This is a genomic window from Aeromicrobium sp. CTD01-1L150, from assembly GCF_041951745.1.
In the GTDB taxonomy this organism is placed as follows: domain Bacteria; phylum Actinomycetota; class Actinomycetes; order Propionibacteriales; family Nocardioidaceae; genus Aeromicrobium.
Map to the genome: position 1 here is coordinate 3,091,633 of NZ_CP169555.1, position 14,522 is coordinate 3,106,154.

Consider the following 14,522-nt stretch of genomic DNA (forward strand, 5'->3'; position numbering starts at 1 on the left):
CGTCACGACGTGGGGCCTGTGGACGTCGAGTGGTCGGCCTGAAGCGCTCAGAACGGTGTGACGGTGACCGAGACCATGCCCGGGCCGACGTGCGCACCGATGACGGCACCCACCTCGTTGACCGGGACCTGCTCGAGGCCGAGCGTCTGCGCGACCCGACGGGCGACGTCCTCGGCCGCCTCGGCGTTGGCCAGGTGCTGGACGCCGATCTCGACGTCACCCGGTGCCGCCTCGGCGGCCTCGGCCGCGAGCGCCACGACACGCGAGAGCGCCTTGCCGGTGGTGCGGACCCGCTCCAGCGGCACCACGGCGCCGTCGCTGATCGTCAGCAGGGGCTTGACCGCGAGGGCCGAGCCGATGAGCGCGGCGGCGGAGCCGATACGTCCTCCGCGGCGCAGGTACTCCAAGGTGTCGACGTACATGAGGACGGTGGAGGCCTCGCCGGCGCCCAGGGCGGCGGCCACCGCGTCGGCCTCGGAGCCCCCCTCGGCACAGGAGCGGGCCGCCCGACCGGCGGCGAACCCGGTGGCGATGCCCACCTGGGTGGAGTCGACGCACATCACGGGAACCGGGGCCCGCGCTGCCGCGAGCTGCGCCGACTCGAAGGTGCCGGACATCTTGGCGCTCAGGTGCACCGAGACGATCGACGTCGCGCCGTCGGCGGCCAGCTGCTCGTACACCGCGAGGAACTCCTCCGGAGTCGGCCGCGAGGTGCTCACGGGCACGAACTCGCGCAACGCCTCGGCGATCACCTCGGGGGTGACGTCGATGCCCTCGGTGAACGTGTCCGCCCCGATGACCACCTTCAGGGGCAGCACGGTGATGCCCTCGCGCTCGGCGTCGGTGGGGTCGAGGGAGGCCGTGGAGTCCGTGACGACGGCGATGCGCGAGCCAGTCATCAGACCACGACGTTGACCAGCTTGGGGGCCCGGACGACGACCTTGCGGACGTCGCGGCCGTCGATCGCCCGCTGCACGTTGGCCTCGGCGAGCGCGAGCTCGGTGAGCTCGTCGTCGCCGGCCGACGGCGACACCTCGAGCTTGGCACGCACCTTGCCCTGCACCTGCACGACGCAGGTGACGGAGTCCTCGACCAAGAACGCGGGATCGGCGACGGGGTACGGCTCACGGACCAGGACCTCGTCGTGGCCGATCCTGGACCACATCTCTTCAGCCAGGTGCGGCGCGAACGGCGCGAGCATCAGCACGAGGGGCTCCAGCACGGTGCGGGAGTGCTCATCGGCCTTGGTGAGCTGGTTGGTCAGCTCGATCAGCTTGGCGATGGCCGTGTTGAAGCGCAGGTGCTCCATGTCGGTGCTCACGCCGTCGATGGCACGGTGCAGCGCCTTGAGCGAGTCGAGGGCCGGCTCGTCCTCGGTGGCCAGCAGCTTCCCGGTCTCCTCATCGACGAGGAGACGCCAGACTCGCTGCAGGAACCGTTGCGAGCCCACCACCGCTCGGGTGTCCCAGGGACGCGACTGGTCCAGCGGTCCCATGCTCATCTCGTAGACACGCAGCGTGTCGGCCCCGAACTCGGCGTACATCTCATCCGGAGTGACGGCGTTCTTCAGGCTCTTACCCATCTTGCCGTACTCCTGGGTGACCGGACGGCCCTCGTAGGTGTACGTGGGGCCGTCGGGTCCCGGCTCGGCCACGACCTGTTCGGCAGGGACATAGGACCCGCGCTCGTCGGTGTAGGCGTGCGCCTGGATGTAGCCCTGGTTGAACAGCCGGTGGAACGGCTCGGAGCTGCTCACGTGCCCGAGGTCGAACAGGACCTTGTGCCAGAAGCGCACGTACAGCAGGTGCAGCACCATGTGCTCCACGCCGCCGATGTAGAAGTCCACGCCGCCGGCGGGGCGGGTGGCATCAGGCCCCATCCAGTAGCGCTCGTTCGCCGGGTCGGTGACCATCGACGCGTTGTGCGGGTCGGTGTAGCGCAGCTCGTACCAGCTGGAGCCGGCCCAGTTGGGCATCGTGTTGGTCTCGCGCGTGTAGCGGCGTGGGCCGTCGCCGAGGTCGAGCTCGACCTCGACCCACTCGCGGACGCGGCCGAGCGGCGGCTCCGGCTCGGAGTCGGCGTCGTCAGGGGCGAACGTGCGCGGCGAGTAGTCGGGGACCTCGGGCAGCTCGACCGGCAGCATGGACTGCGGCAGCGCGTGCGGATGACCATCCTCGTCGTAGACGATCGGGAAGGGCTCGCCCCAGTAGCGCTGGCGGCTGAACAGCCAGTCGCGCAGCCGGTAGGTCGTGGTGCTGGTGCCGGCGCCCTTGCCCTCCAGCCAGGCGATGATCGCGGTCTTGGCGGCGTCGACGTCGAGGCCGTCGAGGGAGATCTCGTCGTTCGCCGAGTTGATCGCCGGCCCGTCACCGGTGAAGGCGCCCTCGTGCCCCTCCGGCGGCTCGACAGTGCGCACGATGGGCAGACCGAACGCCTCGGCGAACTCCCAGTCGCGCAGGTCCTGCCCCGGCACCGCCATGATGGCGCCCGTTCCGTAGCCGGCCAGTACGTAGTCGGCCACGAAGACGGGGATCTGCTCGCCGTTCACCGGGTTGACGGCGTACGAGCCGGTGAAGACGCCGGTCTTCTCCTTGTTCTCCTGACGTTCCAGGTCGGACTTGGCGGCCGCAGCGGCCCGGTAGGCGGCCACGGCCTCCGCAGGAGTGGCGGCCCCGCCGGTCCAGCGTGCGTCCACGTCGTCCGGCCAGCTGCTCGCCAGCAGAGCATCGACGGCCTCCGCCTCGGGAGCGAGCACCATGTACGTGGCACCGAACAGCGTGTCTGGACGCGTGGTGAAGACCTCGAGGTCGACGTCGCCGGCTGGGAACGTGACGTTGGCTCCGTGCGAGCGGCCGATCCAGTTGCGCTGCATGAGCTTGCCGGACTCGGGCCAGTCGACGTGGTCGAGATCATCGATCAGCCGGTCGGCGTACGCGGTGATCCGCAGGTTCCACTGGCGCATGCGGCGACGGAACACCGGGAAGTTGCCGCGCTCGCTGCGACCCTCGGCGGTGACCTCCTCGTTGGCCAGGACGGTGCCCAGGCCCGGGCACCAGTTGACCGGCGAGTCGCTCACGTAGGCAAGGCGGTACCTGTCGATGATGTCGGGGTCGTCCGTGCCCAGCTTCGTGACGAGCTCGCTGATCGGCCGGGCGCGCTGCTGCTCGTCGTCGTACCAGGACTCGAAGATCTGCAGAAAGATCCATTGCGTCCAGGTCATGAACTCCGGGTCGATCGTGGCGAACGTACGACGGTCGTCGTGGCCGAGGCCGAGACGGCGCAGCTGCCGGCGCATCGTGGTGATGTTGGCGAGGGTGTTGGCTCGCGGGTGCTCGCCGGTGGAGATGGCGTGCAGCTCTGCCGGCAGGCCGAAGGCGTCGAACCCCATGGCATGCAGGACGTTGGCGCCGGTCATCCGCCGGTGCCGGGCGATCACGTCCGTCGCGATGTACCCGAGCGGGTGCCCGACGTGCAGGCCCGATCCGGAGGGGTACGGGAACATGTCCATGATGAAGAACTTGTCCTCGGGCAGGTCCTGGCCCTCGATCGCGAGGTCGCCGACCGGGTTGGGGGCGTGGAAGGCACCCTCGGCGTCCCACCGGTCCTGCCACCGTGCCTCGATCTCGGCGGCGAGATCGGCGGTGTAGCGGTGCGGGGTGGTCGTGGGGGTCTCGGACGTGCTCACCGGGCGATGCTATCGGGCCGGCCTGCGACGTTCCGGAGGAGCACCCACGGAATGGGCCAGCACCGCGCGGCGTTGATCCGGACGTGGAACGCAACGGCCTCGGGCTCTCGATCCTGGACCGGTCCCGCACCCGTGCGGGTGAGCAGGACGCCGATGCACTGGAGCGCACCGTCGAGCGGGCCGCGCGGGCCGAGGAGCTGGGCTACGACCGGTTCTGGGTGGCCGAGCACCACGCCGTGCCCGGCATCGCCAGCGGCAGCCCGACCGTCCTCATGGCGGCCGTCGCAGCCCGGACCCGGACGATCCGGGTGGGCTCCGGCGGTGTCATGCTGCCGCTCCACCAGCCGGTCGTCGTGGCCGAGCAGGCACTCATGCTGGAGGCGCTGCACCCCGGGCGCATCGACCTGGGGATCGGACGGTCGCTCGGATTCACCGCTGCCGTCCGCGACGCCCTGCGCGTCCGCGAGGCCGACGTGGGCCGCTTCGCCGAGGACGTGGCCGAGCTGCGGTCCTACCTCGACGGGACCGGCCCGGTGACCGCACGCCCTGCCGTGACCGGACCGCCGGTGCTGGTGCTGGCGACGGGCGAGGGCGTCGCCGTCGCAGCCCGAGCAGGTCTGCCCGTGGTGGTGGGAGGCCCGGCGCTGCGTGACCCGTCACTGCTGCAGCGCTACCGCGAGGAGTTCGTCGCCCACGACGGCACCCGTCCGCAGGTGCTGGTGAGCGTCGACGTCATGGTCGCCGAGAGCACCGAGCGGGCCCGTGAGCTGCTGCTGCCGGAAGCCTGGGCCATGGCCCTGTCCCGCGAGACGGGTTCCTTCGAGGCGCTACGAAGTCTCGAGGAGCTGCGGGAGCTACAGCTCACCGACCGGCGTCGACGCTCGATCCAGCGCACCCTCGACGCGGCCGTGGCCGGCGACCCCGATGCCGTGGGCGAGCAGCTCGACGAGGTGCTGGAGCGCACCGGCGCCGACGAGCTCCTGGCCTGGTCGTCGACCTTCGACCCCGGTGACCAGGCGGCATCCGACGAGGCGCTCGCCGCGCTGTTCGGGCGCGTGCCCCGCGCGACCCCGGCTCCGTAGGGCGGGTCAGGAGTGATCAGCGGTCCCAGCGGAAGGTCATCACGCCGACGACGAGTCCGAGGACGGCCGCCACGGCGAGCGCCACCAGGTCCCCACCGGAGACACCCGTCCCCGTCCAAGCGGCGTTGACCGCCTCCATCCCGGCACCGAACGGCAGCCGGGACCCGATCTCACCCATGACCGCCGGGAGGTTGTCCATGGGTCCGAACAGTCCACCGGTGGCGCCCATCCCGAAGAAGCCGACCATGCCGATCGCCACGGCACTGTTGGGCGACGGGGAGATCGCCGCCACCACCATGCCGATGCCGTACATGGCCGCGGCGATCAGCAGGACGACACCGACGAACACCAGCACCGATCCCTGGGGCCGGGCCCCGAATCCGATGACGGCCACCCCCATGGCGATGCCGATGCCCACGGCGGACTGGACGACGCTGACCAGCACCTGGGCCACCAGGACGTGGACCGGCTCCACCGGTGTGACGGAGAGACGCTGCAGCACCCCCGTGCGGCGGTAGGTGGCGAGGAAGCTCGGCATGTTCACCACCCCGATGAGGCACAGGACCATCGCCACGGCCAGCGGGATGCCGAAGACATCGAGGATGCTCGCACCGGTGGACTCATCACCCGAACCGGACTCCGCGCCGCCCCCGAGGCCGTACATCGTCAGGAACAATGCCGGCAGACCCAGCGGGATCAGCAGCCCCGCAGTGTCCCGCGCGACGCACTTGAGCTCACTCACCACCAGCGCCAGCCAGGCTCTCAGCCCGAGGCGGTGTGCCGTGGGGGCGAAATCCGTCGTGGACATCTCAGACCATCTCCTCGAGCTCGTCGGCACGGTGTCCGGTGAGGGCCAGGTAGGCGGACTCCATGTCGTCCTCTCCGGCCTCGCGGGTCACGGCGTCAGGGCTGCCGGTGGCCCGCACGCTGCCGTCCACCAGGACGTGCACGCGGTCGCACAGCTTCTCGACCTCGTCCATGGCGTGGCTGACGAGGATCACCGTGACGCCGTCGCCACGCAGCTCCTCGACCAGTGACCAGACCCTGCGCCGGGCATGCGGGTCCAGGCCGGTGGTCAGCTCGTCCAGGACGACCAGGCGCGGCCGTCCCACGAGCGCGATGGCGATGGAGAGCCGCTGCTGCTGGCCGCCGGACAGGTCGTCGAACCGTGTCCGGAGCACGTCGGTCAGGCCCAGCGCCTCCACAAGCTCCTCCGACGGCCGGGGATCAGGGTAGAAGGAGGAGAACAGCGTCAGCAGCTCCCGCACGCTCAGGTAGCCGTTGAACCGGCTGCTCTGCAGCTGCACGCCGACGTGGGGTCGCACGAGCCGCCGGCGCCGGAAGGGGTCGGTCCCCCACAGCCGGACCGTCCCGCTGCTGGGGCGCCGCAGCCCGACGAGGGCCTCGACGGTGGTGGTCTTGCCGGCCCCGTTGGGCCCGAGCACACCCACGATCTCTCCCTCGTCGACGCTCAGGCTCACGTCGGCGACGGCTGTGGTGCTGCCGTACCTCTTGGTCAGGTTCTCGATCTCCACGACGGGCATCGCGGCCCTCCTTCCGGTCGCCTCCGACGCTAGGGAGTGCCGGGCCGTCGCCAGAAGTGCCGATCGTCACCACCGGTGACCATGACGATCGGCACGTGTGCACGAGCGCGGACGTCCGTAGGCTCAGCGCCATGCGAGTGCGTGATCCCGAGATCCTGGCCGGCGCGTTGATCTCCGCGCTCGTGATCCTGCTGGTCGTGCCCGTGCTGCTGATCGGTGGCGAGATCCTCCAGATCCCCGTCGGGGCGTGGCTGTGCCTGTACGCGCTCATGAGCGTCTCGATGATGGTCAGCCAGTGGCTCTACGAGCTGCTGCCGCCACGCGTGGCGAGGAGCTTCGTGGGAGTCATGGTGATCAGCACGATGGCCGTGGTCGGCACGGCGCCACGTCTGGGCTACGTCCCGATCGCGGCGGTCGTGAGCGTGGCGATCTGCGCGTACTACGTGCCGATGCGCTGGGTCCGGACGGTCGCCGTGGCCAACACCGTCGTGATCGTGGGATCGCAGTGGTTCGTCGGCTCGCCGGCGACGGCCCTGATCTTCTCCGGCGTCGTCTACCTCGTCCTGCAGCTCGTCACCGTGATGAGCATCGAGTCCCAGCTCAGCGAGGACCGCATCCGCCACGAGCTCCAGGCCACCAACACCGACCTGCGCGCCACACGTGCCCTCCTGCAGGAGTCCAGCCGGGCGCAGGAACGGCTGCGCATCGCCCGCGAGCTGCACGACGTCGTGGGACACCAGCTCACGGCCCTGATCCTGGAGCTGGAGATCGCCTCCCACCAGGCGAGCGGCGACTCCCACGGCCACGTCGTCAAGGCGCGCGGCATCGCTCGCGACCTCATGGAGGACGTCCGTACGGCCGTCGGCACGCAGCGTGAGCTGGCTCCGGACCTGCGAGGCGCGCTGGAGCAGGTGACCACCGACCTGCCCGGCCTGGAGGTCCATCTCACCGTCGATGAGTCGGTGCGCCCTGACCCAGGCACCGTGACGGCGCTCGTCCGGGCCACCCAGGAGATCGTCACGAACACGCTGCGACACGCCTGGGCTCGTACCCTGTGGGTCGAGGTCGGGCTCCGGGGTGACCGGATCAGGCTCACCGCCCACGACGACGGGGTGGGCGCGACCACCTACGCCCCCGGGAACGGGCTGCGCGGGATGACCGAACGGATCCAGGAGCTCGGCGGGACCCTCGACGTCGAGGCGGGGCAGGGCTTTCGTGTGCGGCTGGCCGTGCCGGCGGAGTCGAACGCATGACACGCGTGCTCGTGGTCGATGACCAGCGTCTCGTCCGCGACGGCATCAAGGGCCTGCTCGACCTCGTGCTGGACATCGAGGTCGTCGGCGAGGCAGCCGACGGTGAGGCCGCACTCGCGGCCATCGAGACCCGTCGGCCCGACGTCGTGCTGCTCGACCTGCAGATGCCCGGACTGGACGGCATCGGTGTCCTGGAGAGGCTCGCCGACCGGTCCGACCCACCGCCCGTGCTCGTGCTGACGACGTTCGACGACGACGAGCTGGTGCTCGGTGCGCTCGTCGCGGGGGCACGCGGCTACCTGCTCAAGGACGTCTCCCTGGAGCAGCTGCTGCATGGCGTGCGGACGGTCGCCGCCGGCGGTTCGCTCGCCCAGCCCGCGATCACCGACCGTCTGCTGCGCACCTGGCGCGACCGCGACGCCTCCCCGAGCCGCCGCGCCACCCCGGTGGGCCTGTCCGACCGCGAGCTCGACGTCCTGCGACTCGTGGCCAGCGGCTACCAGACCCGCGACATCGCAGCGGCGCTCCACCTCGCCGAGGGGACGGTCAAGAACCACATCTCCAACCTGCTCACCAAGCTCGATGCCCGTGACCGCACCTCCGCGGTCCTGCGCGCCCTGGACCTCGGCCTGCTCGACCCACCCCGAGCAGGCTGATCGTCATCCCAGGGCGCAGTAGATCTCGACCTTGGGTGTCGGACCGGAGACGATGAGCTCGTCACCCGACTGCACATAGGTGTCGGCCTGCGCGTAGGTGAAGTCCTCACCGCGAGTCTTGACGCCCACCACGGTCACGCCGTACTTCTGGCGCACGTTGGACTCGGTGAGGGTGCGGTCGGCCGTGCACTCCGGCGCCCGGGTGCGGGCGATGGCGAAGCCGTCGTCGAACTCGATGAAGTCGGTCATCGTGCCGGTGACCAGGTGCGCCACCCGCTTGCCCATCTGCGACTCCGGACGGATGACGTGCGTGGCGCCGACCCGCTCCAGGATGGCGGCGTGCTTGCCGCTGGTCGCCTTGGCCCACACCTCCTTGACCTCGAGGTCCAGGAGGCCGAGGACCGTCAGGACGCTGGCCTCGATGTCGGTGCCGATGCCGACGACAGCGACGTCGAACTGGTCCGCACCGATCTGGCGCAGGGCCTCGGTGTCCGTGGTGTCGGCCGTGACGACATGGGTGAAGTCGCTCGCGTGCTTCTGCACGATCTCGGCCTGCCCGTCCACGGCGAGGACCTCATGGCCGAGGTGGACGAGCGAACGTGCGACAGCCGTGCCGAACCGACCGAGACCGAGCACGATCACCGGAGCATTCGGGGGTGTGTCCTTCTGCTTAGCCAATGATCGGTTGCTCCTCGGGAAGGTGATAGCGCGTGGCGCGTCGTCTCAGCACGAATGCCGACGCCGCCGTAATGGTGCCGACTCGACCGACGAACATCAAGACCGACAGGACGATCTTGGCACTGGCGGGCAGCTCGGTGGTGATGCCGGTGGACAGTCCAGCCGTCCCGAAGGCGGAGGCGCACTCAAAGAGCACGGTCTCGAACGAGAAGTCGGACAGGAGCATGACGATCAAGGTGCTGGCGGTCACCAGCATCACCGAGATGAGCGCGATGCTGAGCCCCGTGCGGATGACCGACAGGTTCACCGAGCGGTTGCCGACGGTGACGTCTGGGTCTCCGCGGAGCTCGGCAAGGATCACGAACGCCAGGAGCAAGAAGGTGGTGACCTTGATTCCGCCGGCCATGCTGGCACTGCCGCCCCCGACGAACATGAGGATCGTGGCGACGCTGAGCGTCTCACCCGAGGCCGCTCCCCAGTCGAAGCTGTTGAGACCGCCGGATCGGGTCATGACGCTGGCCTCCAGCCCGCTGAGGAGCTTGTGGGACCAGGGCTGGTCACCGATCGTGCCGGTGTTGGTCCATTCAAGAGCCAGGAACATGCCCGCGCCGGCCACGAGCAACAGGAACGAACCCCACACCGTGAGTCGGGTGTGGATGGACCAGCGGTCAGGCGTGCGCCACTCCTTGAACAGCTCGGCAAGCACGGGGAACCCGACCGCGCCCAGGAACACCCCCGCGCAGATGGGGATGATGATCAGCCCGTCGCCGGCGTATTCCGTCAGGCTGTCGGCGTTGAGCGAGAAGCCGGCGTTGTTGAAGGCCATCACGGCGTCGAAGTAGCCGTGCCACAGCGCGGTCGGCAGGTCGTCGAAGTACTCCTGGCGGTACCGGGCCGTGAGCACCGCAGCGATCGCCGCCTGGAAGCCGAACATCATCACCGCGACACGGCGGAACAGCGGACCCACCTCGCCGAAGTTGACCACATGCATGTCGGTCTGTGCCACCAGGCGGGTGCGCAGCCCGAGCCGGCCTCCGATGAACAGTCCCAGGACGGTGGCGAGAGCGACGATGCCCAGGCCACCGACCTGCGCGAGCCCGAGGATGATGCCCTGCCCGGCGGGAGTCCAGTACGCCGAGGTGTCGACCGTCGCCAGGCCCGTGATCGTGACCGCGGACGTCGAGGTGAACAACGCGTCCACGAAGTTCGTCGAGCCGTGCTTGGTGCGCGCGAAGGGCAGCAGCAACAGGATCGTCCCGACGACGATGAGCACCAGGAAGGTCAGCGGAAGCAACCGGACCGGGTGCGCGATGGCAGCCGGCAGACGCAGACGAGTCACGAGGGGGACGCTACTCTCCCCCGGTCCGACGAGCCCAGCCCCATCGGCCCTGTCCCGTGGACGTGGGAGAACGGCCGATAGTCTGACGCGGATGCCCGAAGCCTCCCTGCCCGCCCCTGACCGGCTGGCCATCGTGATCGTCACCTTCAACAGGTCGGCGTACCTCGTCGACCTGCTGCGCAGCGCCACCAGGCTCCAGACGCCACCGTGGCGGATCGTCGTGGTCGACAACGCCAGCACCGACGACACGCAGGACGTGCTCGCCGAGGCGGAGGGCTGGTTCGGCGACGGCGTCCTGGTGAACCATCGCCTCCAGAGGAACACCGGTGGCTCGGGCGGGTTCTGCGAGGGCACGAGGGTGGCCCTGGAGCTGGGCGCACAGTGGGTCTGGCTGATGGACGACGACGTCGAGATCCTGCCGGAGGCGTTGGAGCGGTTCGCGCCGGCGATGGAGCGCTTCAAGGTCATCCACGGCCGGCGCTACGACTTCGACGGCACTCCGTTCTACTGGCAGGCCAGGTTCAACCAGTTCCTCGGCGTCCCGCTCCCCTACGGACTGCGGCGCACCTTCGACGACGACGGCTACGCGATCACCAACTCCGGGACGTTCGAGGGCATGCTGATCAACGCCGACGTCGTGCGGCTGATCGGACTTCCGGACCCGCGGTTCTTCATCACGTGGGACGACGCCACCTATGCCTGGCTGGCCGCCCAGCACACCGACGTCGTCTACATGGACGCTTTCGTGCTGCAGCGCAAGCGCGAGCAGCAGCAGGTCAGCTTGGGTGTGCGTCACCTCAACGACGGCAGCCCGTTGTTCCGCTTCCACGTCATGCGCAACCGGGCCCACGTCGGTCGGTACTTCGCGGAGTACGGCAAGCTGAACCGGCTCGGGTTCGCGCTCGGGACGCTGCTGACCTTCGCCAAGGAGGTCTTCCGGCTCGTCGTCGTGCAGCACACCCTCAAGGGCGTCGGCGACCTGGTGAGGGGCGTCCGCGAGAGCCGACGCATCTGGGCCGACCGCAGCTGGCGTCCCATGGACCCGGCCGACGTGCCCGCCGCCCCGACGCCCTGAGAGCATCGACGACCCTCGGCCACCGAGAAGAGCTCGCGTCGCACTCAACCACCGAGAAGCTCAGGCAACCCATGACTCCCGCAACGTGGCTTCGACCCCCACCGTCAACGTGGTTTCGATACACCGCTCGCTGCCCTCGCGTCGCACTCAACCACCGAGAAGCTCGCGCAACCCATGACTCCCGCTACCTTCCTCGGTGGTTGAGTAACGATGACGGCGAGGAACGAGCACGTCAGCGCGAAGCTCCTATGTCAAGCGGCGATGTGGTCGGGGGCCCGGGCGGTTGTCTGGTTGGCGCTGTTCGGCGTCGGCTTTGAGAGCGTGGTAGATGACTTCGATGAGGTGTCGTTTCAGGACTCGGTAGGCGCCGGCCTTGGCGTCGGGGTGTCGTTGACTGCGCGAGTGTTGTTGTCTCGACTCCGAGCTCGTGATGTGATCGCCAGCAAGACTCGAGGGATCGCGTTCCTCGGGCCGCGCGGATTCATTGGAGGGTCAGAGAAGAAGGATTGGCATCGCGCGTTGTCAGGAGGTCACCCAGGGGCGAGGTGTCCACGACAACCTTACGGTCGCCGGATTCAAGGTCGTAGATCTCCAGTGCGCCGGTGCCGCCTTCATCAAAGTGCAGAACGGCCATCTGGTCATCACGCCATCCAACGGCGGCGTACGTGGCTTGCGTCGCCTCGTCTGAGACCTCGCCGACCTCCCGCAGCGTACGTGTTTCTAGATCCGCCGCCACGATCGTTCCGTCATGGGCGACTGTGAACATCGCTCCATCCCAGACGTGCCCGTGACTGCTCGCGAACCCGAGCGCAGAATGGTCTGCTCCGTACCAGAAGGTGTCGTCATAGGTCGTCAGCTCAGTTGATTCGCGGTCTCCCGAATGCGGCTCCAGCCGGACGAGCCGAACGCTCTCCCCCGTGTCGCTGGTCAGCGTTTCGAGATACCACAGATGGCCGTCGTTGAAGTGCAGGCTTCGGCTAGAGTCCCACTCGGCCTGGTCGGGGTTGATCTCCCACGAGGTGACCTTCTTCGTCGAGTCAGGCGACGTCAGGTCCGTCGCGTAGAGACGAACCTCCTCGTCAACGTTCGCCCCACCCGTCCCGTTCAACGAGTACAGCGTTGAACCAACCACTCCCATGGCCCCGGGGATGTCGGGGACAACCGAGTGAGCCAGCGAGTCACCGTTCATGCTGAATACGTCAGTGACGTACGACTCGCTGCCAAACCCGCTGTTGAAGGTCGCGACAAACTCGTCCTGCCCATGTGTTCCGGACCAATGACCCGACGGATCACTCTCACCCCAGTCGATCTCGGTCAGCCCACGACCGTCTGCTCCGAGGGTCTGCATCCCTGATGGCGAGGTGAACATGACCTGATTCTCGCTATTGGACACAATCTCACCCGCGTCCATGGAGTCGACCTCCAGTCGATCCAACGAGCCGTCCTCGTGGACGAAGATGACAAACCCGGGTTGGTCACCGTCCTCTGGTGGGCCAGAGAAGTATGCGCTTGCTGTGACAGTCTCCAAGTAACTTGTCGAGGTTGCCTGTTCGAGGCTGAGGTCCTTCTCAGTGTCAACGCCCGAACTGGTTTGGCAGGCGGAAAGGGCCGCCAGCACCAAGATCGTGGTGAACAGGTGTCGCTTAATACTGGCGATACTTCCGCGTGTATTTTGAACTGACGATCTCCTTCGGAAGAACCAGCCTCTTGTCAGCCACTACCGCCGCAGCCGAGAACCCGATGCCAATGGTGTTGAAGTTGATCCCAACCTTGTGCTTGTAGGCAGCCGGTGAACCCTGCTGGGCTGCGGCGGCGGTCGCGTCTCCTGTGGTGGCTGCCTCGTCGACGTCGCTGGTCTCAGTCTCGGCTGAGTCTGCTGCTATAGAGGCGGTGCCACTCAGGAGCGATGCGGCGACCACGATGCTGGCCGAATCTTCGCCGGACGAAGTTGACGTGTCACGGATGTCCCTCTCGAATGGCCGGCGCGTGGCCGGCACTCCACCCCGAGCTCGCCGTTTGGCCGATTCCATCCCGGGCGCGCCGCAATCGCACGCCGCTCCGCAAAGCATGAGTTACCGATTCTCGGTTCGTCACAGAATCAGGAAAGATGACCCGGTTGGACTAGTTGCACACCCTAACGGGCCATCTCTCTGTATAACGACGGCGTGGTGACTAGTGAGCCTTGCCCCGCGAGCGTCGGAGCATCGCGCAGGGACGACCGTCAATCGCCAACGTTCCGCCAGCAGGTACGGAAGAAAGGTCGACGCTCGCGCGACGCGACTTGACAAACACTGTCAGACTCGAGGGTGACCCGCGAAACCACGTCGCTCCACCACACACACCACCGTCAACGTGGTTCGATCCCCAGCGTAACGTGGTTTCGATCTCCCCCAAGCACTCCGCTGCGCTCCGTGCAGGGAGGTACCCCCACCGCTCGCAGAGCTCGCGTCGCACTCAACCACCGAGCAGCTCGTGTCGTGCTCGCTGGTCAGTCCTCGGCCACCAGGGCGCGGGCGACGGCGAGGTCGGTGGCGTCGGTGATCTTGAGGTTGCGAGCCTCGCCCTCCACGACGCCGACGCGGGCCTGCGGCACGTGACGCTGCACGAGCGTGACGTCGTCCGTGGCCGCGAACTCCCGATCGTCGGCTGCCGCGCGGTGCGCCTCCTCCAGCACCCCGAGACCGAAGCCCTGCGGCGTCTGGTGACGCCGCAGCTCGGCCCGCGGCAGCGGTTCACCGGGCAGTCCGGTGACGGGGTCGACCTGGACGATCGTGTCGGGAGTCGGCACGAGCAGGGCCACCGCGTCGTGCGCACGCAGCGACTGCACGACGTCGCTGATGATGCGGCCGCTGACGAGCGGGCGGGCAGCGTCGTGCACGAGCACGCGGTCGCCGTCCCCGGCGCCTGCCTCACGCAGCGCACGGACCGCGGCGCGGGTGCTGTCACTGCGCTCGGCACCCCCCTCGATGACCAGGACGTGGTCCCCGGCCACCCCGGCGACGGCAGCCCGATGCGTCGCCGGAACCACCAGCACGACGTCGTCGACCAACGCATGGTCGACGAAGGCGGCCAGGCTACGCTCCAGCACCGTCCGCCCCGCGAGGTCGAGCAGCTGCTTGGGACGGTCGGCGCCGACGCGCAAGCCCACGCCGCCGGCCAGCACGACCGCCCAGGTCCTCTTCTCGCCCACCACGCCCGAGAGGCTAGCGC

The 14,522-nt window shown here is 68.6% G+C and carries 13 protein-coding genes; 4 read left to right on the forward strand and 9 right to left on the reverse strand.

All coding sequences use genetic code 11. The features are described from left to right. Positions 1–47: 47 nt before the first annotated feature. Complete coding sequence (locus ACEVFP_RS15310) at positions 48–899, reverse strand: DegV family protein (RefSeq protein WP_375000304.1); 852 nt, start codon at positions 897–899, stop codon at positions 48–50. Then, on the reverse strand, positions 899–3,685 hold the full coding sequence (gene leuS, locus ACEVFP_RS15315; protein WP_375000305.1) for a leucine--tRNA ligase: 2,787 nt from the start codon (positions 3,683–3,685) through the stop codon (positions 899–901). The genes ACEVFP_RS15310 and leuS overlap by 1 nt, the downstream gene beginning before the upstream one ends. Before the next feature lie 83 nt (positions 3,686–3,768). Between leuS and ACEVFP_RS15320 the strand changes: the two genes are divergently transcribed. Continuing rightward, positions 3,769–4,767 (forward strand): MsnO8 family LLM class oxidoreductase, encoded by a 999-nt coding sequence (locus tag ACEVFP_RS15320; RefSeq protein WP_375000306.1) that lies wholly within the window; start codon positions 3,769–3,771, stop codon positions 4,765–4,767. A 16-nt stretch (positions 4,768–4,783) separates the two neighbouring features. Here ACEVFP_RS15320 and ACEVFP_RS15325 read toward each other — a convergent pair whose 3' ends face one another. Beyond that, positions 4,784–5,575, reverse strand: coding sequence for an ABC transporter permease (locus tag ACEVFP_RS15325; RefSeq protein WP_375000307.1), 792 nt, complete (start codon positions 5,573–5,575; stop codon positions 4,784–4,786). A 1-nt stretch (position 5,576) separates the two neighbouring features. Further along, the gene (locus tag ACEVFP_RS15330; protein ID WP_375000308.1) at positions 5,577–6,311 is read right to left on the reverse strand and encodes an ABC transporter ATP-binding protein; all 735 of its coding nucleotides are present in this window, start codon (positions 6,309–6,311) and stop codon (positions 5,577–5,579) included. Between the two features lie 131 nt (positions 6,312–6,442). On the opposite strand from ACEVFP_RS15330, the gene ACEVFP_RS15335 reads away from it, so the two are divergent. Together ACEVFP_RS15335 and ACEVFP_RS15340 are read left to right on the forward strand one after the other, a co-directional pair. Continuing rightward, on the forward strand, positions 6,443–7,564 hold the full coding sequence (locus ACEVFP_RS15335; protein ID WP_375000309.1) for a sensor histidine kinase: 1,122 nt from the start codon (positions 6,443–6,445) through the stop codon (positions 7,562–7,564). Then, a complete protein-coding gene (locus ACEVFP_RS15340; protein ID WP_375000310.1) occupies positions 7,561–8,220 on the forward strand; it encodes a response regulator in 660 nt (219 codons plus the stop codon). The genes ACEVFP_RS15335 and ACEVFP_RS15340 overlap by 4 nt, the downstream gene beginning before the upstream one ends. Before the next feature lie 3 nt (positions 8,221–8,223). Here ACEVFP_RS15340 and ACEVFP_RS15345 read toward each other — a convergent pair whose 3' ends face one another. Together ACEVFP_RS15345 and ACEVFP_RS15350 are read right to left on the reverse strand one after the other, a co-directional pair. Further along, positions 8,224–8,862 carry a potassium channel family protein gene (locus ACEVFP_RS15345; protein ID WP_375000311.1) on the reverse strand — a complete coding sequence of 213 codons (639 nt, stop codon included), beginning with the start codon at positions 8,860–8,862 and terminating at the stop codon, positions 8,224–8,226. Positions 8,863–8,890: 28 nt separating this feature from the next. Then, complete coding sequence (locus tag ACEVFP_RS15350) at positions 8,891–10,237, reverse strand: TrkH family potassium uptake protein (RefSeq protein WP_375000312.1); 1,347 nt, start codon at positions 10,235–10,237, stop codon at positions 8,891–8,893. Positions 10,238–10,328: 91 nt separating this feature from the next. Here ACEVFP_RS15350 and ACEVFP_RS15355 point away from each other — a divergent pair, with 91 nt between their 5' ends. Beyond that, positions 10,329–11,312 (forward strand): glycosyltransferase, encoded by a 984-nt coding sequence (locus tag ACEVFP_RS15355; RefSeq protein ID WP_375000313.1) that lies wholly within the window; start codon positions 10,329–10,331, stop codon positions 11,310–11,312. A 481-nt stretch (positions 11,313–11,793) separates the two neighbouring features. Here the strand turns inward: ACEVFP_RS15355 and ACEVFP_RS15360 are convergent, their stop codons facing one another. From ACEVFP_RS15360 to ACEVFP_RS15370, 3 genes are all read right to left on the reverse strand, one after another. Continuing rightward, a complete protein-coding gene (locus ACEVFP_RS15360; RefSeq protein WP_375000314.1) occupies positions 11,794–12,930 on the reverse strand; it encodes a hypothetical protein in 1,137 nt (378 codons plus the stop codon). 25 nt (positions 12,931–12,955) lie between these two features. After that, the gene (locus ACEVFP_RS15365; protein WP_375000315.1) at positions 12,956–13,231 is read right to left on the reverse strand and encodes a hypothetical protein; all 276 of its coding nucleotides are present in this window, start codon (positions 13,229–13,231) and stop codon (positions 12,956–12,958) included. A gap of 569 nt (positions 13,232–13,800) precedes the next feature. Continuing rightward, complete coding sequence (locus ACEVFP_RS15370; RefSeq protein ID WP_375000316.1) at positions 13,801–14,505, reverse strand: 2-C-methyl-D-erythritol 4-phosphate cytidylyltransferase; 705 nt, start codon at positions 14,503–14,505, stop codon at positions 13,801–13,803. Positions 14,506–14,522 lie beyond the last annotated feature (17 nt).